The sequence below is a fragment of the Paenisporosarcina sp. P4_B8 genome (assembly GCF_056402175.1).
Window position 1 is genome coordinate 1 of the sequence record NZ_JBFUHX010000010.1, and the last position, 17,129, is coordinate 17,129.

The 17,129-nt window shown below is 42.3% G+C and carries 17 protein-coding genes, 1 rRNA gene and 2 riboswitches; of the genes, 11 read left to right on the plus strand and 7 right to left on the minus strand.

The annotated features are described in order from the left end of the window. The first annotated feature begins 143 nt into the window (after window positions 1–143). Window positions 144–259, plus strand: a 5S ribosomal RNA gene (gene rrf / locus AC1DSK_RS10580). 571 nt (window positions 260–830) lie between these two features. Here the strand turns inward: rrf and AC1DSK_RS10585 are convergent. Beyond that, the gene (locus tag AC1DSK_RS10585) at window positions 831–1,994 is read right to left on the minus strand and encodes an aminotransferase class I/II-fold pyridoxal phosphate-dependent enzyme (protein WP_477531516.1); all 1,164 of its coding nucleotides are present in this window, start codon (window positions 1,992–1,994) and stop codon (window positions 831–833) included. 85 nt (window positions 1,995–2,079) lie between these two features. On the opposite strand from AC1DSK_RS10585, the gene AC1DSK_RS10590 reads away from it, so the two are divergent. From AC1DSK_RS10590 to AC1DSK_RS10630, 9 genes are all read left to right on the plus strand, one after another. Continuing rightward, window positions 2,080–2,874: a carbon-nitrogen family hydrolase gene (locus tag AC1DSK_RS10590; protein WP_477547094.1), complete on the plus strand. Its 795-nt coding sequence runs from the start codon at window positions 2,080–2,082 to the stop codon at window positions 2,872–2,874. Window positions 2,875–2,962: 88 nt separating this feature from the next. After that, window positions 2,963–3,071, plus strand: a riboswitch (SAM riboswitch). 69 nt (window positions 3,072–3,140) lie between these two features. Next, window positions 3,141–4,154: a methionine ABC transporter ATP-binding protein gene (locus AC1DSK_RS10595; RefSeq protein ID WP_477547095.1), complete on the plus strand. Its 1,014-nt coding sequence runs from the start codon at window positions 3,141–3,143 to the stop codon at window positions 4,152–4,154. Then, window positions 4,144–4,815 carry a methionine ABC transporter permease gene (locus AC1DSK_RS10600; RefSeq protein ID WP_016429774.1) on the plus strand — a complete coding sequence of 224 codons (672 nt, stop codon included), beginning with the start codon at window positions 4,144–4,146 and terminating at the stop codon, window positions 4,813–4,815. The genes AC1DSK_RS10595 and AC1DSK_RS10600 overlap by 11 nt, the downstream gene beginning before the upstream one ends. Before the next feature lie 18 nt (window positions 4,816–4,833). Further along, window positions 4,834–5,667 (plus strand): MetQ/NlpA family ABC transporter substrate-binding protein, encoded by an 834-nt coding sequence (locus tag AC1DSK_RS10605; protein ID WP_477547096.1) that lies wholly within the window; start codon window positions 4,834–4,836, stop codon window positions 5,665–5,667. Between the two features lie 15 nt (window positions 5,668–5,682). Continuing rightward, window positions 5,683–6,798 carry an iron-containing alcohol dehydrogenase family protein gene (locus AC1DSK_RS10610; protein ID WP_477547097.1) on the plus strand — a complete coding sequence of 372 codons (1,116 nt, stop codon included), beginning with the start codon at window positions 5,683–5,685 and terminating at the stop codon, window positions 6,796–6,798. 221 nt (window positions 6,799–7,019) lie between these two features. Then, window positions 7,020–7,847 carry a YihY/virulence factor BrkB family protein gene (locus AC1DSK_RS10615; RefSeq protein ID WP_477547098.1) on the plus strand — a complete coding sequence of 276 codons (828 nt, stop codon included), beginning with the start codon at window positions 7,020–7,022 and terminating at the stop codon, window positions 7,845–7,847. Then, window positions 7,848–8,522: a response regulator transcription factor gene (locus AC1DSK_RS10620; protein WP_477547099.1), complete on the plus strand. Its 675-nt coding sequence runs from the start codon at window positions 7,848–7,850 to the stop codon at window positions 8,520–8,522. Continuing rightward, on the plus strand, window positions 8,519–9,898 hold the full coding sequence (locus tag AC1DSK_RS10625) for a sensor histidine kinase (RefSeq protein WP_477547100.1): 1,380 nt from the start codon (window positions 8,519–8,521) through the stop codon (window positions 9,896–9,898). The genes AC1DSK_RS10620 and AC1DSK_RS10625 overlap by 4 nt, the downstream gene beginning before the upstream one ends. 73 nt (window positions 9,899–9,971) lie before the next feature. Beyond that, on the plus strand, window positions 9,972–10,370 hold the full coding sequence (locus tag AC1DSK_RS10630) for a hypothetical protein (RefSeq protein ID WP_477547101.1): 399 nt from the start codon (window positions 9,972–9,974) through the stop codon (window positions 10,368–10,370). A gap of 433 nt (window positions 10,371–10,803) precedes the next feature. Here AC1DSK_RS10630 and AC1DSK_RS10635 read toward each other — a convergent pair whose 3' ends face one another. Beyond that, window positions 10,804–11,574: a FixH family protein gene (locus AC1DSK_RS10635; RefSeq protein WP_477547102.1), complete on the minus strand. Its 771-nt coding sequence runs from the start codon at window positions 11,572–11,574 to the stop codon at window positions 10,804–10,806. Between the two features lie 251 nt (window positions 11,575–11,825). Continuing rightward, window positions 11,826–12,389 carry a GNAT family N-acetyltransferase gene (locus AC1DSK_RS10640; protein WP_477547103.1) on the minus strand — a complete coding sequence of 188 codons (564 nt, stop codon included), beginning with the start codon at window positions 12,387–12,389 and terminating at the stop codon, window positions 11,826–11,828. A gap of 100 nt (window positions 12,390–12,489) precedes the next feature. Here AC1DSK_RS10640 and AC1DSK_RS10645 point away from each other — a divergent pair, with 100 nt between their 5' ends. Further along, the gene (locus AC1DSK_RS10645) at window positions 12,490–13,428 is read left to right on the plus strand and encodes a carbohydrate kinase family protein (protein ID WP_477547104.1); all 939 of its coding nucleotides are present in this window, start codon (window positions 12,490–12,492) and stop codon (window positions 13,426–13,428) included. A gap of 47 nt (window positions 13,429–13,475) precedes the next feature. On the opposite strand, the gene AC1DSK_RS10650 is transcribed toward AC1DSK_RS10645, so the two are convergent. Genes AC1DSK_RS10650 through AC1DSK_RS10665 form a run of 4 tightly spaced genes read right to left on the minus strand, consistent with a single transcriptional unit; the run spans window position 13,476 to window position 16,883 of the window. After that, window positions 13,476–14,237 (minus strand): energy-coupling factor transporter transmembrane component T family protein, encoded by a 762-nt coding sequence (locus AC1DSK_RS10650; protein WP_477547105.1) that lies wholly within the window; start codon window positions 14,235–14,237, stop codon window positions 13,476–13,478. Continuing rightward, the gene (locus AC1DSK_RS10655) at window positions 14,230–15,684 is read right to left on the minus strand and encodes an ABC transporter ATP-binding protein (RefSeq protein WP_477547106.1); all 1,455 of its coding nucleotides are present in this window, start codon (window positions 15,682–15,684) and stop codon (window positions 14,230–14,232) included. Before AC1DSK_RS10655 ends, AC1DSK_RS10650 begins: the two co-directional genes overlap by 8 nt. Further along, window positions 15,677–16,276 (minus strand): ECF transporter S component, encoded by a 600-nt coding sequence (locus AC1DSK_RS10660; protein ID WP_477547107.1) that lies wholly within the window; start codon window positions 16,274–16,276, stop codon window positions 15,677–15,679. Before AC1DSK_RS10660 ends, AC1DSK_RS10655 begins: the two co-directional genes overlap by 8 nt. A gap of 1 nt (window position 16,277) precedes the next feature. Then, complete coding sequence (locus tag AC1DSK_RS10665) at window positions 16,278–16,883, minus strand: YkoF family thiamine/hydroxymethylpyrimidine-binding protein (RefSeq protein WP_477531505.1); 606 nt, start codon at window positions 16,881–16,883, stop codon at window positions 16,278–16,280. A 103-nt stretch (window positions 16,884–16,986) separates the two neighbouring features. Further along, window positions 16,987–17,093, minus strand: a riboswitch (TPP riboswitch). Window positions 17,094–17,129 lie beyond the last annotated feature (36 nt).

The window sequence follows — 17,129 nt, forward strand, 5'->3', positions numbered from 1 at the left end:
GATGAGGTAGATAGGTTCGAGGTGGAAGCGCGGTGACGTGTGCAGCTGACGAATACTAATCGATCGAGGACTTAACCAAAATGAATTTGAATGGTTTTCAATGACCCGTTTATCCAGTTTTGAGTGAACAAACACTCAAATAGTCTAGTGATAATGGCAAAGAGGTCACACCCGTTCCCATACCGAACACGGAAGTTAAGCTCTTTAGCGCCGATGGTAGTTGGGGGTTTCCCCCTGTGAGAGTAGGACGTCGCTAGGCAAAATAAGAAACCGATACCTTCCGAGGTGTCGGTTTTTTTGTGTTGTTTTTTAAACAGGAATCGAAGGTGTGCGAGAAAAGAGAGGTGCAAGTAGTTCGAGGAAACAAGGGGGCGAGTCTCGGAACGTATAACATACGTGAGAAACGAGAAGCCCGCAGATGACGAAGAAATGCGCAGTGCATCTCTTTTCGCAGCCTAGCGCCGATGGTAGTTGGGGGGGGCCCCTTGTGAGTAGGACGTCGCTAGGCAAATGAAAAACCGGTACATTCCGAGATATCGGTTTTTTGTATGTTGTTTTCTAAGGGTTTGAACAGGAGCGCAGCGGAAATAAAAATAATTAGTCTTTCTAGACCGTCACGTTCTTAAAAACTCAAGAACTAAATGGGTACCATTCCGCGTACGCTACATGGCTCTTTTCTGTGAAAGGCAGGCTTCTAAATAATAAGGTCTTATGAAAAATGAAGTTTAGATCAGCAAGTCTACTTTTGCAAAAGAACAACGAAAACACCTATCAACAAATGAAAGGTGTTTACGATAGTAATTAAATACTCATTCATTGTCACCACTTGCTCAAAAGATAGCCAGCTTACCGATCCGATCTACCGCTTCTTCCAAGCGTGGCTCATCAACTAATAACCCAACCCGAATATAGCCTTCTCCAAATTCACCGAAGCCATTTCCTGGGGCTACGGCTACGTCTGCTTCATTTAAAAGCTTGTCTGTAAATTCTTGGCTGGTATATCCTTTTGGAACGGGTAACCAAGCAAAGAATGAGCCTGTAGGGGCTTCTACTTCCCAACCAATCCGTTTACATGCGTTGATAAAGGTATTGCGACGGTTTTCGTAGCGCTCGACCAATGAGGAAACGCATAATTGATTTTCATTCAAAGCAGCGACTGCAGCATGCTGTATTGCAGGGAAAAGGCTGACGAATAAATGGTCTTGAATCAAGTTCAGGGCTTCAATCATCTCTTTGTTACCAACTGCAAACCCGACACGCCATCCTGCCATGTTGTAGGTTTTAGATAACGTATACATCTCAATTCCTATTTCCTTAGCTCCTTCAGCTTGTAGGAAACTTACCGGTTTAACGCCATCAAATCCAATGGCTCCATAGGCGAAATCGTGTGATACAGCAATTCCATTTTCTTTTGCGAACTCGACGGTTTGGTTGAAGAATTCAAGGTCTGCAGTTGCTCCAGTTGGATTATTTGGATAGTTAAGATACATGAGTTTTGCGCGTTCTTTCGTGTCTTGAGAAAGCATATTGTAATCAGGTAAAAAGTTGTTTTCGGCGACTAGTGGCAGTGTTTCATATTGAACGTCAGCCATGACGACTCCAGATAAATAATCCGGATAACCTGGGTCAGGCAGTAACATCAAATCTCCAGGATTCAGTACAGCAATTGGCAACTCCACAAGTCCAATTTTCGTTCCGAATAAAACCGCAACTTCTGTAGTTGGGTCAATCTCAACATTGTATTCTCTTTTATAAAAATCTGCTGCAGCTTCCTTCAATTCGCCAATTCCACGAAATGGCGAATATTTATGTGTAAGGGGATTTTCGGCAGCTTCTTGTAAGGCTTTTACGATGTGTGGAGGTGTTGGTTGGTCAGGATTTCCTTGACCTAAATTGATCACATCGCGACCCTGTGCCACTGCAGCTCCTACTTTTTGAACAAGTGAAGCAAAGAATTGTGGTGGTAATTGTTGAAGTTTCTTAGAAAGTTCCATGGTTTTTCCTCATTTTCTGAAATAGTTGCAATCATCAGCCAAATCTTATAATCTTTTGTGTATCTTGTCTACAGGGGGTGTACCCATGAAAATCGCATGCATTCAGCTCGACGTAGCGTTTGCCGAGCCTGAAAAAAATTTTTCCAACGTTCAAAAGTACATAAAAAAGGTCGCAAGTGAGGGTGCAGAGCTCGTTGTATTACCTGAAATGTGGAATACTGCCTATGCATTAACGGAGTTAGAACATCTTGCAGACGTCGAAGGGCAACGAACAAAAGAATTTCTTTCCGAGCTGGCCCGTACATATCATGTCCATATCGTAGGAGGGTCGGTTTCTACGAAAAAAGGAGACAGCTTCTACAACACAATGTACATCTATTCGAATGAGGGTAAGCTGGTGTCAGAATATGATAAAGCGCATTTGTTCCGTCTCATGGATGAACATCTATACTTAAAAGCAGGAAATCAATTAAATGTATTTTCATTAGGTTCTATTCAAGCAGGAGGGGTCATATGTTATGACCTAAGGTTTCCTGAATGGTTAAGGGCACATGCATTAGCCGGAGCGAAAGTGCTCTTCTTACCAGCACAATGGCCTGAAACTCGTATCGATCATTGGAGAATCTTGCTTCAAGCCCGTGCAATCGAAAATCAATGTTTTGTCATCGCGGTCAACCGAACTGGGAACGATCCGAACAATCAGTTCAATGGCCAATCCATGATCATTGCACCGTGGGGGAAAGTGTTATGGACTGGAGCTGATGATGAAGAGTACGCAATCATTGATGTTGATTTTTCAGAAGTTGAAGATGTACGTACTCGCATACCGGTATACGAGGATCGCAGACCTTCGCTATATGAACCTTTGTTTGAAAAATGAAAATAATTTTAAAAAAGTGTTTGACACGTGTATAAAAACATCGTAAGATTTACTTCAGCAACAAAACAACCAAACAACTACATATGGAAATTTATCAAGAGAGACCGAGGGATAGGCCCAATGACGTCCGGCAACCCCCAGCACGAGCTGGGAAGGTGCCAATTCCTACAGAATGATTTCATTCTGAAAGATAACCCAAAATCCATTTTTCGGTGCCTCTTTCATGATGAAAGGGGCATTTTTTATTTGGCAAAAAGGAGCTTGTGATGATAAAAATTAATGATTTATCTAAAGAGTACATAACGAAAAAAGGAACGGTTATAGGTGTTGATCGCGTAAATCTCACCATCAATGAAGGTGAAGTGTTCGGCATTGTCGGATACTCAGGTGCAGGCAAAAGCTCATTATTGCGGTGCATCAATCTGCTGGAACGACCAACAAGCGGACAAATTGAAGTGGATGGACTGGACCTCACAAAATTAAAAGGAGAAAAATTACGTAAAGCCCGCTTGAAAATCGGCATGATCTTTCAACACTTTTACTTGATCAGTCAAAAAACAGTTGCTCAGAATATTGCCTTCGCATTAAAGGCAGCTAATACACCAAGTGAAAAAATGGAGACCCGCGTTTTGGAGTTGCTAGAAATGGTTGGTTTGACAGATAAGAAAGATGTTTATCCGGCCCAATTAAGCGGTGGACAGAAGCAGCGTGTCGGAATTGCTCGTGCACTGGCAAACAATCCTTCCGTCCTGCTGTGTGACGAAGCGACTTCAGCGCTTGACCCGAATACGACCTTATCTATTCTGCGCTTGCTCAAAAAAATCAATCGCGAATTGAACATCACCATTGTGTTGATCACACACGAAATGAATGTGGTAAAAGAAGTATGTGATCGCATGGCCGTCATGCAAGATGGACGGGTGGTTGAAGAGGGAACGGTTTACGATATTTTCTCCAATCCAAAAGCAGAATTGACGAAAGAGTTCATCAGTAGCGTCGTATCATTCGAAGTACCCCAATCCATTTTGGATCAAGTCACTGGACGTATTGTGAAAGTGCTATTTAAAGGCAATGTGGCGGGAGAAGGTGTCATCTCGGATATGATTCAGAATTTTGATGTACGAGGTAATTTCTTGCATGGCGCGATTGAATACATTCAGGAAATACCACTCGGCTTGTTTTTGATGGAAATTCAAGGACAACCAGAAAATATAACAAGAGCCATCACGTATATGGAAGGACGAGGGGCGCAAGTGGAGGTGGTACGTAATGGGAATTGATATAACGCATGTAATTGAAATGTGGCCAGATATCCTGAATGCATTCGGGCAATCGATGTATATGATTGGGGTTTCATTAACAGTCGCAATCATTATTGGCTTACCATTGGGGATTGTGCTTTTTGTTACAGACCGTGGTTTATTTTTAGAAAATCGATTTGTCAAAGGAACACTCGGTTTTATCGTCAATATGGTGCGTTCCATTCCATTTATCATTTTGTTGGTAGCTCTTATTCCTTTAACCAAATTACTGGTAGACTCAACGATTGGTCCAGCAGCTGCAAGTGTATCATTGTCAGTTGCTGCAATTCCTTTCTTCGCCAGAATTGTGGAAACGTCTCTTCGTGAAATTGATAAAGGAGTGATTGAAGCAGCCATTGCAGTTGGCGCGACACCTTGGATGATCATCAAGGATGTATTATTGCCTGAAGCAAAAACCAGCATCGTGCAAGGCATTACGATGACAATCATTAGTTTAGTAGCATACTCCGCAATGGCGGGTGTGGTTGGAGGCGGCGGTATTGGAGACTTAGCCATTCGCTTCGGATATTACCGTTACGATGAAACAATCATGATGGTGACAGTTGTCATTTTAATTGTTCTCGTTCAAGTCATTCAGCAGCTGGGTGACTGGACGTCAAAAGCAATAGATAAGCGATAAAAAGGGAGAGAAACAGAGATGAAAAAAGTTTTATTAATGTTCATTCTAGTCTTAATGACAGCGGCACTTGCTGCATGTGGAGGAAGCGACAATGAGTCAAAAGGCAATGCTGACAACGACAAATCAGTGACATTAGGCGGATCAGCAGGTCCATATAGCGACATGCTCAATAAGGCAATCAAACCCGCTCTTGAAGATAAAGGATACAAAGTGAAAATCGTTGAATTCAGTGACTATATTCAACCGAATATAGCGTTGGACAATGGAGATATTGACGCAAATCTTTTCCAACACTCGATTTACTTGGAAAACTTCTCAAAAGAAAATGATATGGAATTGACAGGCTTGATTGCAGTGCCGACAGCACCAATGGGCATTTACTCCAACAAGTTCAAATCTGTTGAAGAGATCAAGGATGGAGCAACTATTGCCATTCCGAATGACCCGGTGAATGCAGCTCGTACATTATTAATCTTGCAAGACCATGGATTAATTGAATTAGACCCTAATGCAGAACCATTGAAGGCGTCTGAAAAGGACATTAAATCAAATTCGATGAACTTGGTGTTCCAACCAATTGAAGCTGGCCAACTTCCACGTGCAGTGGACAGTGCGGACTTAGCAGCTGTACCTGGTAACTTCGCTTTAGCGGCGGAAATGAACCTGCTGGATGCGATTTTGCTTGAGAACATGCCGGACCGATACCGCAACTTAGTTACTGTAACGACAGCTAACAAAGACTCACAATTAGCGAAAGATTTAATTGAAGTCGTGGAAGCACCAGAATTCGAGGAAATCATCGATGCGGAATTCGAAGGTTTCGGCAAACCAGAGTGGATGAAAAACCGTTAAGAGAGAAGGGTTTTTGTGGAAGACATCATAGTTCGGGGCGCACCAGCTGAATATGTTTGTAAAAGTGGTGTACTGAATGAATTAGAAGAGAAGTTACAGCTAAGAAGCATTCAGCGAGTACTTATTGTTTCAGGTGTGAAATCATGGAATGCAGCGCGCTATTACTTTCCAAATCTAAAAAGCATTCAGGTATCACATACCTTCTATAAAGGCGAGTGTTCACTCACTGAGATTAATAGAGTGTCTACGTTGGCACAAACTGATGGTGTGGATGCCATTATTGGAGTAGGCGGCGGAAAAGTATTAGACGTGGTGAAAGCGGCTGCTAGCGCTAGTAGAACGAAGTCAGTGTTAATTCCAACACTTGCTTCAAACTGCGCACCGTGGACACCACTAAGCGTTATTTATTCGGATGAAGGGGTTATGACACATTACGATGTGTATCCCATGAGTGTTGACATTCTTCTCGTCGAGCCGCGCATTTTAGTGGAAGCCCCAGCTCCACTTTTGATTGCAGGCATCGGTGACACGCTAGCCAAGTGGTATGAGGCAGACGTACAAATTCGGCGATTAACCCATCCCCCGGTTGCGCTGAAAGTCGCTCATCATACCGCTCGGCTGTGTGCTGAAGAAATGTTTGCTCATGCAGAAGAAGCCATTGCTGACGCGAAAGAAGCCCGAGTGTCAGAGTCATTTAAAAAAGTAGTGGAATCCATTATTATGCTAGGCGGCATGGTTGGTGGATTTGGTGACAAATTTGGTCGCATTGCAGGTGCCCACTCCATTCATAACGGAATGACCATTGCACCAGAGTCTCACGAAGCGCTTCATGGAAATAAAGTAGCTTACGGCATTTTGGTTCAACTGCTCCTAGAACAAAAAGAAAGCGAAGTGGAGCGATTACTGCCGTTTTATCATAAGCTGGGCTTGCCTACTTCACTTCGAGAATTAAATATTTCTGATACATGGATTGACGAAATTGCTGTGCACTCCACACGTGAAGAAGAGTCGATACATAACATGCGGAGTGAAAAGATTACAGCTACTGAAGTGGCACAAGTCATGCGTAACTTAGAGTCATTCCAACTCGTGAAAAGTCCGATTATGATTGAAGTAAAGACGAACCCGTGAAATTTGCGATCATCCATGATTATCAATTTGAAAGACCGACATTAAGCAGTCGGTCTTTTTTGTTGTGTAGAAGATTATACTTAAAAGGTCTTGGTCATTCATACAAAATGGTCTTCCAAAATGTACATTTTATCCCCTTACACTTTGTATGGGGTTTTTTCTTGCTTAAACCCATATGTTTCGGTCACAATGACAGTAGAACAAGCTTGGAGGAACATTAGATGAAGCTCGTTACACGTATATTTATGCGTTTTTTTTCGGAGCGATTTTTCGATGAAGCTGCGCAAACCGCTTATTATCTGCTTTTATCGGTATTTCCTTTCTTACTATTTATCCTGTCATTAATTAGCTTCTTTCCGGTGGATGAGCAACAGATTTTAAATTTCTTGAGACCGTTTGCTCCTGGTGAATCGTTCAATTTAATAGAAGACAATGTGACAAATATCCTGGCTGCCGACAAAGGACGCGTACTGTCCCTCAGTTTGCTGGCTGCGTTCTGGGTTTCATCTATGGCTGTGCAGGCGCTTGCCCGTGCATTGAATCAAGCGAATGGAATTAAAAGTACACTTCCTTATTGGAAAGGACTTCTTCGAGATCTTGGCATAACCCTTTTGTTTATGACACTTATACCGTTATCATTGTTTTTACCATTCATCGAAAGTGGATTGCACTGGGTGGTATCAAAAGCAGGTACAATCGATCACTGGCAAGGGTGGATTTATATTTGGCCCGCAGTAAAGTGGGGGCTTGGGTCTGTATTTTTGTTCCTGTTTTTCCTGCTTTTCTATAAAATCGTACCAAACAAAAGACACACTTTCCGTGATGTATGGCCTGGTGCTTTATTGTCGGCAGTTGGTTGGCAAGTCGTTTCGATTCTTTTTGCTGACTACGTGGCGAATGTCAATTACAAGAGACTGTATGGTCAACTGTCAGGGATTATCGTGCTGGTGCTTTGGTTCTACTTGACCACCGTCGTGATTTTATTGTCAGGGCTGTTGATTGCAGAAGTAAGAAAGCTTCGATTGGGAAGCGATGAAGGGGTTGAGTAAATGCGAACCATTTTATTGGTAGATGATGACCCAAATATTTTAGAGCTTATGAGCATCCATTTAAGCAAAGCGAGATATAAAGTGGAAAAAGCACTGGATGCAGAGAGTGCGCTTACGTTGATTCCAAGTGTGTGGCCACATGTGGTTGTCGTTGACGTGATGATGCCCGGCATGGATGGTTTCGCGTTAACAAAAAAGATTCGGGATGAATTTGATATTCCCGTTATATTGGTAACAGCCAAAAATTTGCTTGAAGATAAAGAAAAAGGATTTCTTGCAGGTTCTGATGACTACGTCGTTAAACCGTTTGAACCGCAGGAACTCCTTTTTCGTATAGGTGCTGTGTTAAGAAGGAGCGCAAAGCCAAATGAAATGCGCATGCAGGTTGGGTCACTTGTGATTAATCGAAAACGACTCGATATTTCAAATGGAGTTGAAACAAAATGGCTACCCTTAAAAGAATTTGAATTGCTTGCTTTGCTCGCATCCAATCCAGGCACTGTATTTCAACGAAGTGTACTGATGGAACAAGTTTGGGGATACGATTATGAAGGTGATGAACAGACATTGAGTGTACATATAAAACGATTACGGCAACGCTTGGAGGGATTTGTCTCAGATGTGAAGATTGGCACAGTACGTGGGGTTGGCTATAAGTTGGAGGCTCAAACATGAGATCTTTGTATAGCAAGTTTATCCTTGTGACAGTCGCCATCATGATTGGAAGTGCCACCCTTGGGTTTTTATTGGTCAATACGTATTACCATCAACAATTAAAAGAACAAAATGACGCCAAAAATGTTGGGATTGCACAAGACATGGCGGCTTTCATTGAACGCAATCCAAACGTCCCTTTAACTGAATCAATTGAGGTATTTGGTGATGTCGGATACCAATTGTACGTTGTAAATGAAGCGGGTGAATCAGATTTTCATGGTGGTCCATTTCGTAAATCAACTTTGCCCGCAAAAGTAAAAGAAGGGGTACTTGAAGGAGAAATTTATCACGGCATGAGAGATTTTCCGAAAGAAACGTTTGTTACCGGCTTCTTTTCAAATCAATTGACCAATACAGTCGGCGTTCCATTTGTTTATGACGGCGAGAATCATGCGCTGTTTATTCGCCCAAATATCAAAATGTTATTTACGGAAGTACACCTTCTGCTGGGTGGATTGGCTACATCCATGACCGTGTTTAGTTTACTTGCGATGATAATTGTCGCGAGAAAGATGATTCAACCCATCACCTTATTAACGGAAGCAACGAATAAAATAGCGAATGAACGCTTTGATGAGCCCATTGCTGTTTCAAGTAGGGATGAAATCGGACAGCTGGCTGCAAGTTTTCAAATCATGGCCACTCGTTTGAAAGAGAATGATCAAGTACGAAAAGATTTTATAAGTCATGTCTCACATGATTTCCAGTCACCCTTACAGAACATCCAAGGATATGCGCAGTTACTTGCAAATCCATCTTGTCCGAAAGATGAACGACTTCAATATGCTGAAATCGTGGAGTTAGAGAGTAGGAGATTGTCAGCATTAACAAAGCAGCTGTTGTATTTGACTTCTCTAGATCATCAATCGTATCAACCCACTTATAAGAGGGTTTCGATTAAAGAGCAAATTGAAAGGTCCATTCGTCAAAATGAATGGCGTTTTGAAGAGTTGGAGTTGGATGTTCAGATAGATATGCCACCCCTGCTTACACACGGAAATCCGGAATTATTGATGCAAGTATGGGAAAACATCATCACCAATGCAGTAAAATACAACCGTTTAAATGGTTTCATTCACATTAAAGGATTTGAGTTGGAGAAGGAAGTTGCTATTACAATAGAAGATTCAGGGATTGGATTGACCGATGAACAAGCGGAAAAAGCTTTTGACCGGTTTTACCGAGCCGATCTCTCCCGGACTCGAGCTAAGGAAGGTACAGGGCTTGGACTGGCAATTGTCAGTGAGGTCGTGAAACGTCACAATGGAACAGTGTCAATCAATAGTGAGATTGATAAAGGAACCACCATTCAAATCATTCTTCCAAAACTGTAATACCAAATTCATGTTGAGTTCATCTTCGTGTGGTAAGATGAACTCATCTTAAAAGAAGAAAGGTAGAAATCAAATGCAAGAAAAATGGAGTATTCGTTTAATCCGGATTGCCGCAATTTTTGGGATTATTGGCGCCTATATCGGCTCGCATATGGCGGGAGCGGGGTCGTACGCATTCAAGCCGATTCATGCACATATTTTGCTGGTGGGTTGGTTATCCGTATTTAGTTGGGGTGTATTCTACAAGTTGTTTGAAGTGAAATATCCGAAATTGGTCGTCGTTCATGCATGGTCAGCCATTTTAGGAGCAATCGGATTAACAGTAGGAATGTGGCTACAATTTATGCAACCTCTTGGAATACCTGAAACATTCTCATTGATTTTCTACATTGTGGGTGGAAGTACATTACTCTTAAGCTTTGCGTTGTTTGTAGCGGTTACATTCGCCATTAAACCAGCTAAGAAACAGTAGACCGAAAACATCAAGCTCTGTCGTTGCGAAAAAAGCGTTAGAAAAAGCTTTTCTAACACAAAAGGGCGTTCCATGCAGTCCTTAAAGAAAAAAGGAAAGAGGAGGCCAGATTGGCGCTCCTCTTTTTTGTTGGTTCAGTTATTGTTCAAAAAGAAAATAGAGCCATGATAGTGTTTCGCTGATCTTCAATAAAAGCTTTCTTTAGTTGAATAAAGCGTAGCTGTCAGTTTTATAACCCTTTTAAAATGATAAAAATTATTCCAAGGACGATATAGAAGATGGTACTTTTCTTTTTCAATCCATTTAAATTATCCCTTTTATTGTTCTATACTACGAATCTAAACACTTCTACTTGGTTAATTAACAGATAAACTTCTTTAAGATAGCCTCATAGTAAAAAAAACGCAATCCCATTTACAGGATTGCGTCTATCTTATTTCACTGTATACGTTTTTACCACATGGTCGTGCACATCGTCGCCTTTAGTTACATGAACTTGAATTTCGTAAGTTCCAGACTCTGTAAAGGTGAATTCTGTCTGGTACACGCCTGCGCCTTTTTCAGGGGCTTCCAGCCAAGTGTGGTGGTCGTCATCACTGCGTGAAATTTCATATCGTACGCGTGCTCCTTCAAGAGGCGCATCCGTTAGAGAAACATTGGCATTTAACATTACCGCTTCACCAACAGTCGCAGTACCGTCTGCAAAATCAATCGTTGCACCGTGGCCATGGTGGCTATCGTCGCCATGAGCTTGACCTTCACTCGAAGTGTCAGTCGCTTTGCTTGACGTTTCTTCGCCACCTGTCACCGTTGTTTGTTTTGTAGGCATAACGTGCATGTCACGAGCTGTTACATGCGATGTAATATCATACGTACCATTTGTCTTAAATGTATAGTCAATTGCATACTGTTTGTCTTCATTTAATGTTGCAACAATCATTTCTTTTTCACCAGAAGTTAAATTCAAGACCTCAATCTTTACTTCATTCGCATCTTCCACAATTTCTCCGTCTTGTGTGACTGTAGCAGCGATTTCTACCTTTTCACCGGCAGTAACTGTTTCAGGTACGATTAAATCGACTTCAACTATTTCTGGAACTTCATCTGTCTTTGCTACGTTATGTCCTTCATGTTCGTCATTTGTTCCACAAGCACTAAGAGTAAGAACAGCGAGTATTGATCCAATTGCTAAAAATCGTTTCATTTGTCATACGCCTCATTTCGTTTCGTTGATGTCATTGTAGCAAAAAAAAGCTTATACAGCTGTGACAGAACTGGGAATTTATATGTTACACTGCTTTTGTTTAAGTATCGGATAAAGTGGAAAGAAAATATTCTATAAAAACAGAGTTTCTTCTTATTATTATGAAATCATTGCACTCATTCAAAAGCCCAGTAACAAAAAAACGCCCAGCCTTACAAAAGGCCAGGCGTTTTTTTAGAGAGTGGTTTGTCCTAAAGAGGTTTCACCATGTGATGAAAGGCACCGCCATAGATTTCCCACGGTTCAGCAATATGATAGCCGATTCTTTCATATAGCCGAATGGCTGCTTCCTTTTCCAACTCAACATTAAGTGCGGCTTTAGAGAAACCTTCTTTTCGTGCGACTTCTTCTGCGTGCTTCAATAAGATACTTCCGATGCCCTGCCCACGGAAATCGGGGTTTACACAAACGGTATCAATATAAAATTCGTCTTTACGTGCCTCTGGTGGGATAACGATTGGTTCTCCTGTTTTCGTGCGTAACCATGTTACTAAATTCGCATCCATTTCAATGGCGTCGGTTCCTGAATATAGAACCATCACACCAGTAATCCCATCTTGTTGTTCGGCAATTACCGTATTTAAATAGGAATGTCGATTGTCTTCTTGCTGAAATAAGTGTATTAACTGTTCTGTCACTGCTTCGGCATCCTTTTCGCCAGTCATTTGCTCGGCAATCTCGCCAATCGCATCGATGATGAGTGGAACGGCTATTTTTGCATCTTCAGGTCTTGCTTTTCGAATATGTACTGTCATGAAAGTCAACTCCTTCCTTCTACTATACCAAAATGTACATGTTCCCTCTATAATGCCGTTCATGGTAATCTAATACTACTAAATAGAAGGAGGATGGATGATGACTCAATCACATAAATCGCACGTCCTCACTTACGGGGATGCTTTTGTAGACTATATTGCAACCGATTCAACGAATACATCATTTTCAATGTTTTTGGGAGGGGCTACCGTTAATGTAGCAGTAGGTGTTGCTAGGCTTGGCGTACCTTCAGCATTTATTACCATTACAGGTGATGATGCAACGTCTGAGTTTGTACGAGGTGAACTTGAAGTTGAAGAAGTCATCATGGACTTTGCCAAAGTAGAACCTGAAAAACGGGTGAGTGGGGTGTATGTGCATTTAACGGAAGACCATGATCGCATTTTTCATCAATATATTGACGATGCACCAAATATTCAAGTCGGAGCTGAGGATTTGAAAGAAGGGGCATTTGAAAAAGCATCTGTTTTAAATTTATGTTCTGGTACATTGTTTCAACCGAAGGCATTGGAGACATCCCGCAAAGCAGTAGAATACGCGAAAAAGCACGGAGCTTTATTGTCTTTTGATGCCAATATCCGCCCGCTACGCTGGAATAGTGAAACCGAGTGCCGCGAAACAATCTCTTCATTTTTCAAAGACGCAGATTTGTTGAAGTTCACGGAAGAAGAGTTAACGTTCTTAACTGAAACGACTACAATGGAAGAAGGACTTGCAGCAATCGCTAATCTGAATATCCCCATCATTTTAATAACAGCCGGTGCGGAAGGGACTTACGCTGTTCTGAATGGAGAACTCCAGCATGTTCCGGTAGAACCAGTGGTACCTGTCGATACGACCGGAGCTGGAGATGCCTTTATGGCAGGCGTATTGCGCTATGTCCATCTCAATGGTTTGCCGACAACGATGGAATCCCTTATTGAATGTACGGCTTTTGCCAATCATCTTGGAGCCCTAGCTGCTACAAAAGCTGGTGCATTGACTGCAATGCCGCGACTCAGTGAATTGAAAATATAATAGAAAATCGCCCATGACAACGTTTGTCAAAGGGCGATTTTTTTGGTTCAACTCAAAAGGAAGCCAGCGACACTACTGCCTATTAATACACCGATCATGATGATGGCAAGGAACCAATCCCGGCCAGCGATGGTGAGGGGTTCGTAATAAACGGAACGCCTCTCACCTGTAAAGCCTCTTGCCTCCATGGCGAATGCCGTCCGTTCCGCTCGACGAACAGCGCTCGCAAGCAGTGGAATCAATAGCCTTTTCATGCTTACGAGGCGTTGCCAAGCATATTTTTCCTGACCAATTCCCCGCAATCGATGTGCATGTCGAATCTGAATGAACTCATCCTTCACGACAGGCAAAAACTGATATCCAACCATCACACCGTATGCAAGTTTTGGAGACAGCCTTAATTGTTGCATTAAACTCATCACAAATTTAACTGGATCTGTTGTTAATGCAAACAACAAAGACAGTGAGGAGAAAGCGAAAACACGAAACGCCAATGATAACGCTGTATGCCACTGCTTATCCGTCACTTCAAATCCATGCCATGCCCAAATGACGTCACCACTTGTATCAGCGGCAAAGAGCACCGTCGTCCATAAATATCCGAGAGCAGTAAAGCCAATCGGAATCATGAATAAAGACCAAACTTTCCAATTTACCCGACTGAACGATATTTGAACAAAAATAACACCGATAAATAATAGAGAAGGCGTCCATGGATTGAAAAACCACGCCAAAGTCAACATAGAGACAATAACTAACATAAACTTCAAAGCAGGATTCATTTCATGTAACCAAGTACGACTAGACATATGAACCCGCTCCTATCGGTGAAAGTAATTGGTGACGTTTTAATAATTCGGATTGCTGCCACAATTGGTCAATTTCATAACGCCCCGTTAATTCACCGTTATTTAATAAGAAAACGGTGTCCGCGATGGCTTCAGCAAACGCCATATCATGCGTCACAATCAATACGGTGAACCCTTCTTTGGCACGAGCATCGAGTAAATGAAACAATTCGATAAGAGCATCTGAATCCTGTCCAGATGTAGGTTCATCTAATAATAGAACCGGTCGCTTATCTGCTAGCAGAGCTCCAATTGCCACACGTCGTTTTTGTCCATGACTGATTGAAAAAGGGTGGGCATCGTGAATTTCGGCTAGTCGTAACCGTTGCATAATATCCTCAATTTCATCGGTGGTAGAGTAATTTGAAAAGGAAATCTCCTGTCCTACTTGTTGAGTAACAAATAAATGCTCCGGCGATTGTGGAACGTACCCCGGAAACGTGTTTCCACTTTCGATGTACCCTGCCGATTTTTTCAAAATACCACATATGGTTTTCAGGAAAGTGGATTTTCCACTGCCATTTGGACCTGCAAGGACGGCGATTTCACCTCTTTGCAAACGGAGGGAAACGTAATGTAATAAACGTTTTTCATTGATGTTCACACTGACATTTCTCGCTTCCAACGTTATACCTTCCTGAATAGTCGAAGTACGTGAAGGAAAACGGATTGGAAATCTTGTCGGATGTTTATCGACAGGGAAATCCCCGGAAGATGTGACGAGAAGGGCACGGTCGAAAAATGAACCCCACAAATCGAGACGGTGTTCAACAGCCACGATTGTGAAGCTATTGGATAATTGCAATGCATCCAACCACTCTACATATTGTTGTGCGGTCAGAGGGTCTAAATGAGCAAGCGGCTCGTCGAGCAACAGCACTTGCGGTTCTATTAACAATGCACAAGCGGTTGCAAGTCGTTGTTTCATTCCTCCGGAAAGCGTTTGAATCATTGCATGCCGGATTTCAGAAAGACCGGTAAGGGTAAGTGTTGATGTGATTCGCTGTTCCATTTCTGCCCGATTGACGTGCAGATTTTCTAACGTAAAAGCCATTTCTTGTTCAACTGTAGGCATACAAAATTGTGTATCCGGATCTTGGAAGACGGTAGCGATTCTCCGATTAATTTCCCCAGCGACATAACTACTGGTGTCTTTATTAAAGAGGACAACCGAACCACTTAGCTCTCCGTCACAATTGGCAGGGTACAAACGATTCATCAAATACAGTAAACTACTTTTCCCGCAGCCACTCGGACCATATAAGACGACACGTTCGCCAGCATCTATCGAAAATGAAATGTTTGTAAAAACTGGCGAGTCATCTTCTGGAAATTGAAACGTGACTCCTCTGAAGTCAATTACTTGTGAGATGCCACTTGGTGATTCATTCGTGAAATCTTTACCCAATGGACTCACCCTTCAGCTTGTGTTTCTTTGACGTATTGCGAGAAATCGAATATCCACGGAGAGCCCCTGTTGCCAGTAAACCATCGGATACATACTTTCCGCCTAAACCAGCGATGATGGCACCACTCATCACTCGAAGTGTGAACATCAAGATAAGCAGTGAAGGGTCAAGCGCTGCGTAACCAGATACAAAGAAGCCATAGGCAAAACTGAAGACTGCAGAACCAATCCCCGCTAAACAAAGCACCCACCAGTCATAGCGTTTGTAACCTGTCGCGGCAAAAGCAGCTTCTGCACCAAGCCCCTGGACTAGTCCAGATAAAATCAAACGTGGTCCCACCGCATTACCGATCATCACTTCAATAGTCGCTGCCATGGTTTCAGACAAAAGAGCGGCACCCGGTTTGCGGATGATGTATGCACAAATGATCGACACAATAAACCAAATCCCAAAGATCCACTCGTATGCAATCGGTCCAATCACTCCAGCCCAAATGTTTCCTACTTGAACAAACAGCAAATAAACGACGGCAAAGACAACAGCAAAAACGGATAGCAACACAACTTCTTTCAGTTTCCAGGACTTCAACATATTACGCATCTCCTTTGTGAGAAGGGCTGTTGATGCTCATGTTAACAGTCATGACCAAATGTTTATGTTGTTCCGATCGAGCGTGTGTAAAAGAATCTTCAAGGAATGCAAACACGTCGTGAATATCCCCATGAAGTCCACTTGCATAATGCATGGAATCATTGAACACCCCATATTCTTTTGCGCGTGCCACTTCCTGATAAATAACCGACATATAATCGGGGTTATTCATCGGATACAGGGCAAATTGTGATGATACATATTGTTTGATTTCGCGAATTTGAGGATGGTTTAACAGAACATCATCTTTTTCTAGATAAACATCGCCTGCAGAATCCCCTGGGCAGCCAATCGAAAAGGTTCCGTTAAAGGCGACATGGGCACCCGTTTTTGCTGCATACAATACGATGGCTCTCGCTGTATCGAATACATGCATTTGCTTCCCTCGCATCACCGTACTGACGTCGTCGGTATGCATCCATACATTTGAGGTATCTGCTTCACGCAAAGCCCCTTTAATAATTTCAATAAAATTGTCCGCCATCGGGTGAATCGAAAACCGTAAGCCAACGATTGGACTAATCCCACAACTAAACTCATTCGACATCTCTTTTTCCTCCTTTTTTAGTGCCAGGCACCTATTATTGAACATAAAAAAGCTGCATTCGACGTGGAATGCAGCTGGTTTGCGCAAAAAGAAAAAAAGTTGGGCAAAGGTCACCGCACTTCCTCACGCCAGTATTATCTGGATCGAGTATTAAGGGATCGGAGCAAATGCTCTCATCTCAGCCAAACTATAGCACCCCTAGTGCAAATTCGTATGCAGTTTTATATATTCAAGAACGGCTTCATT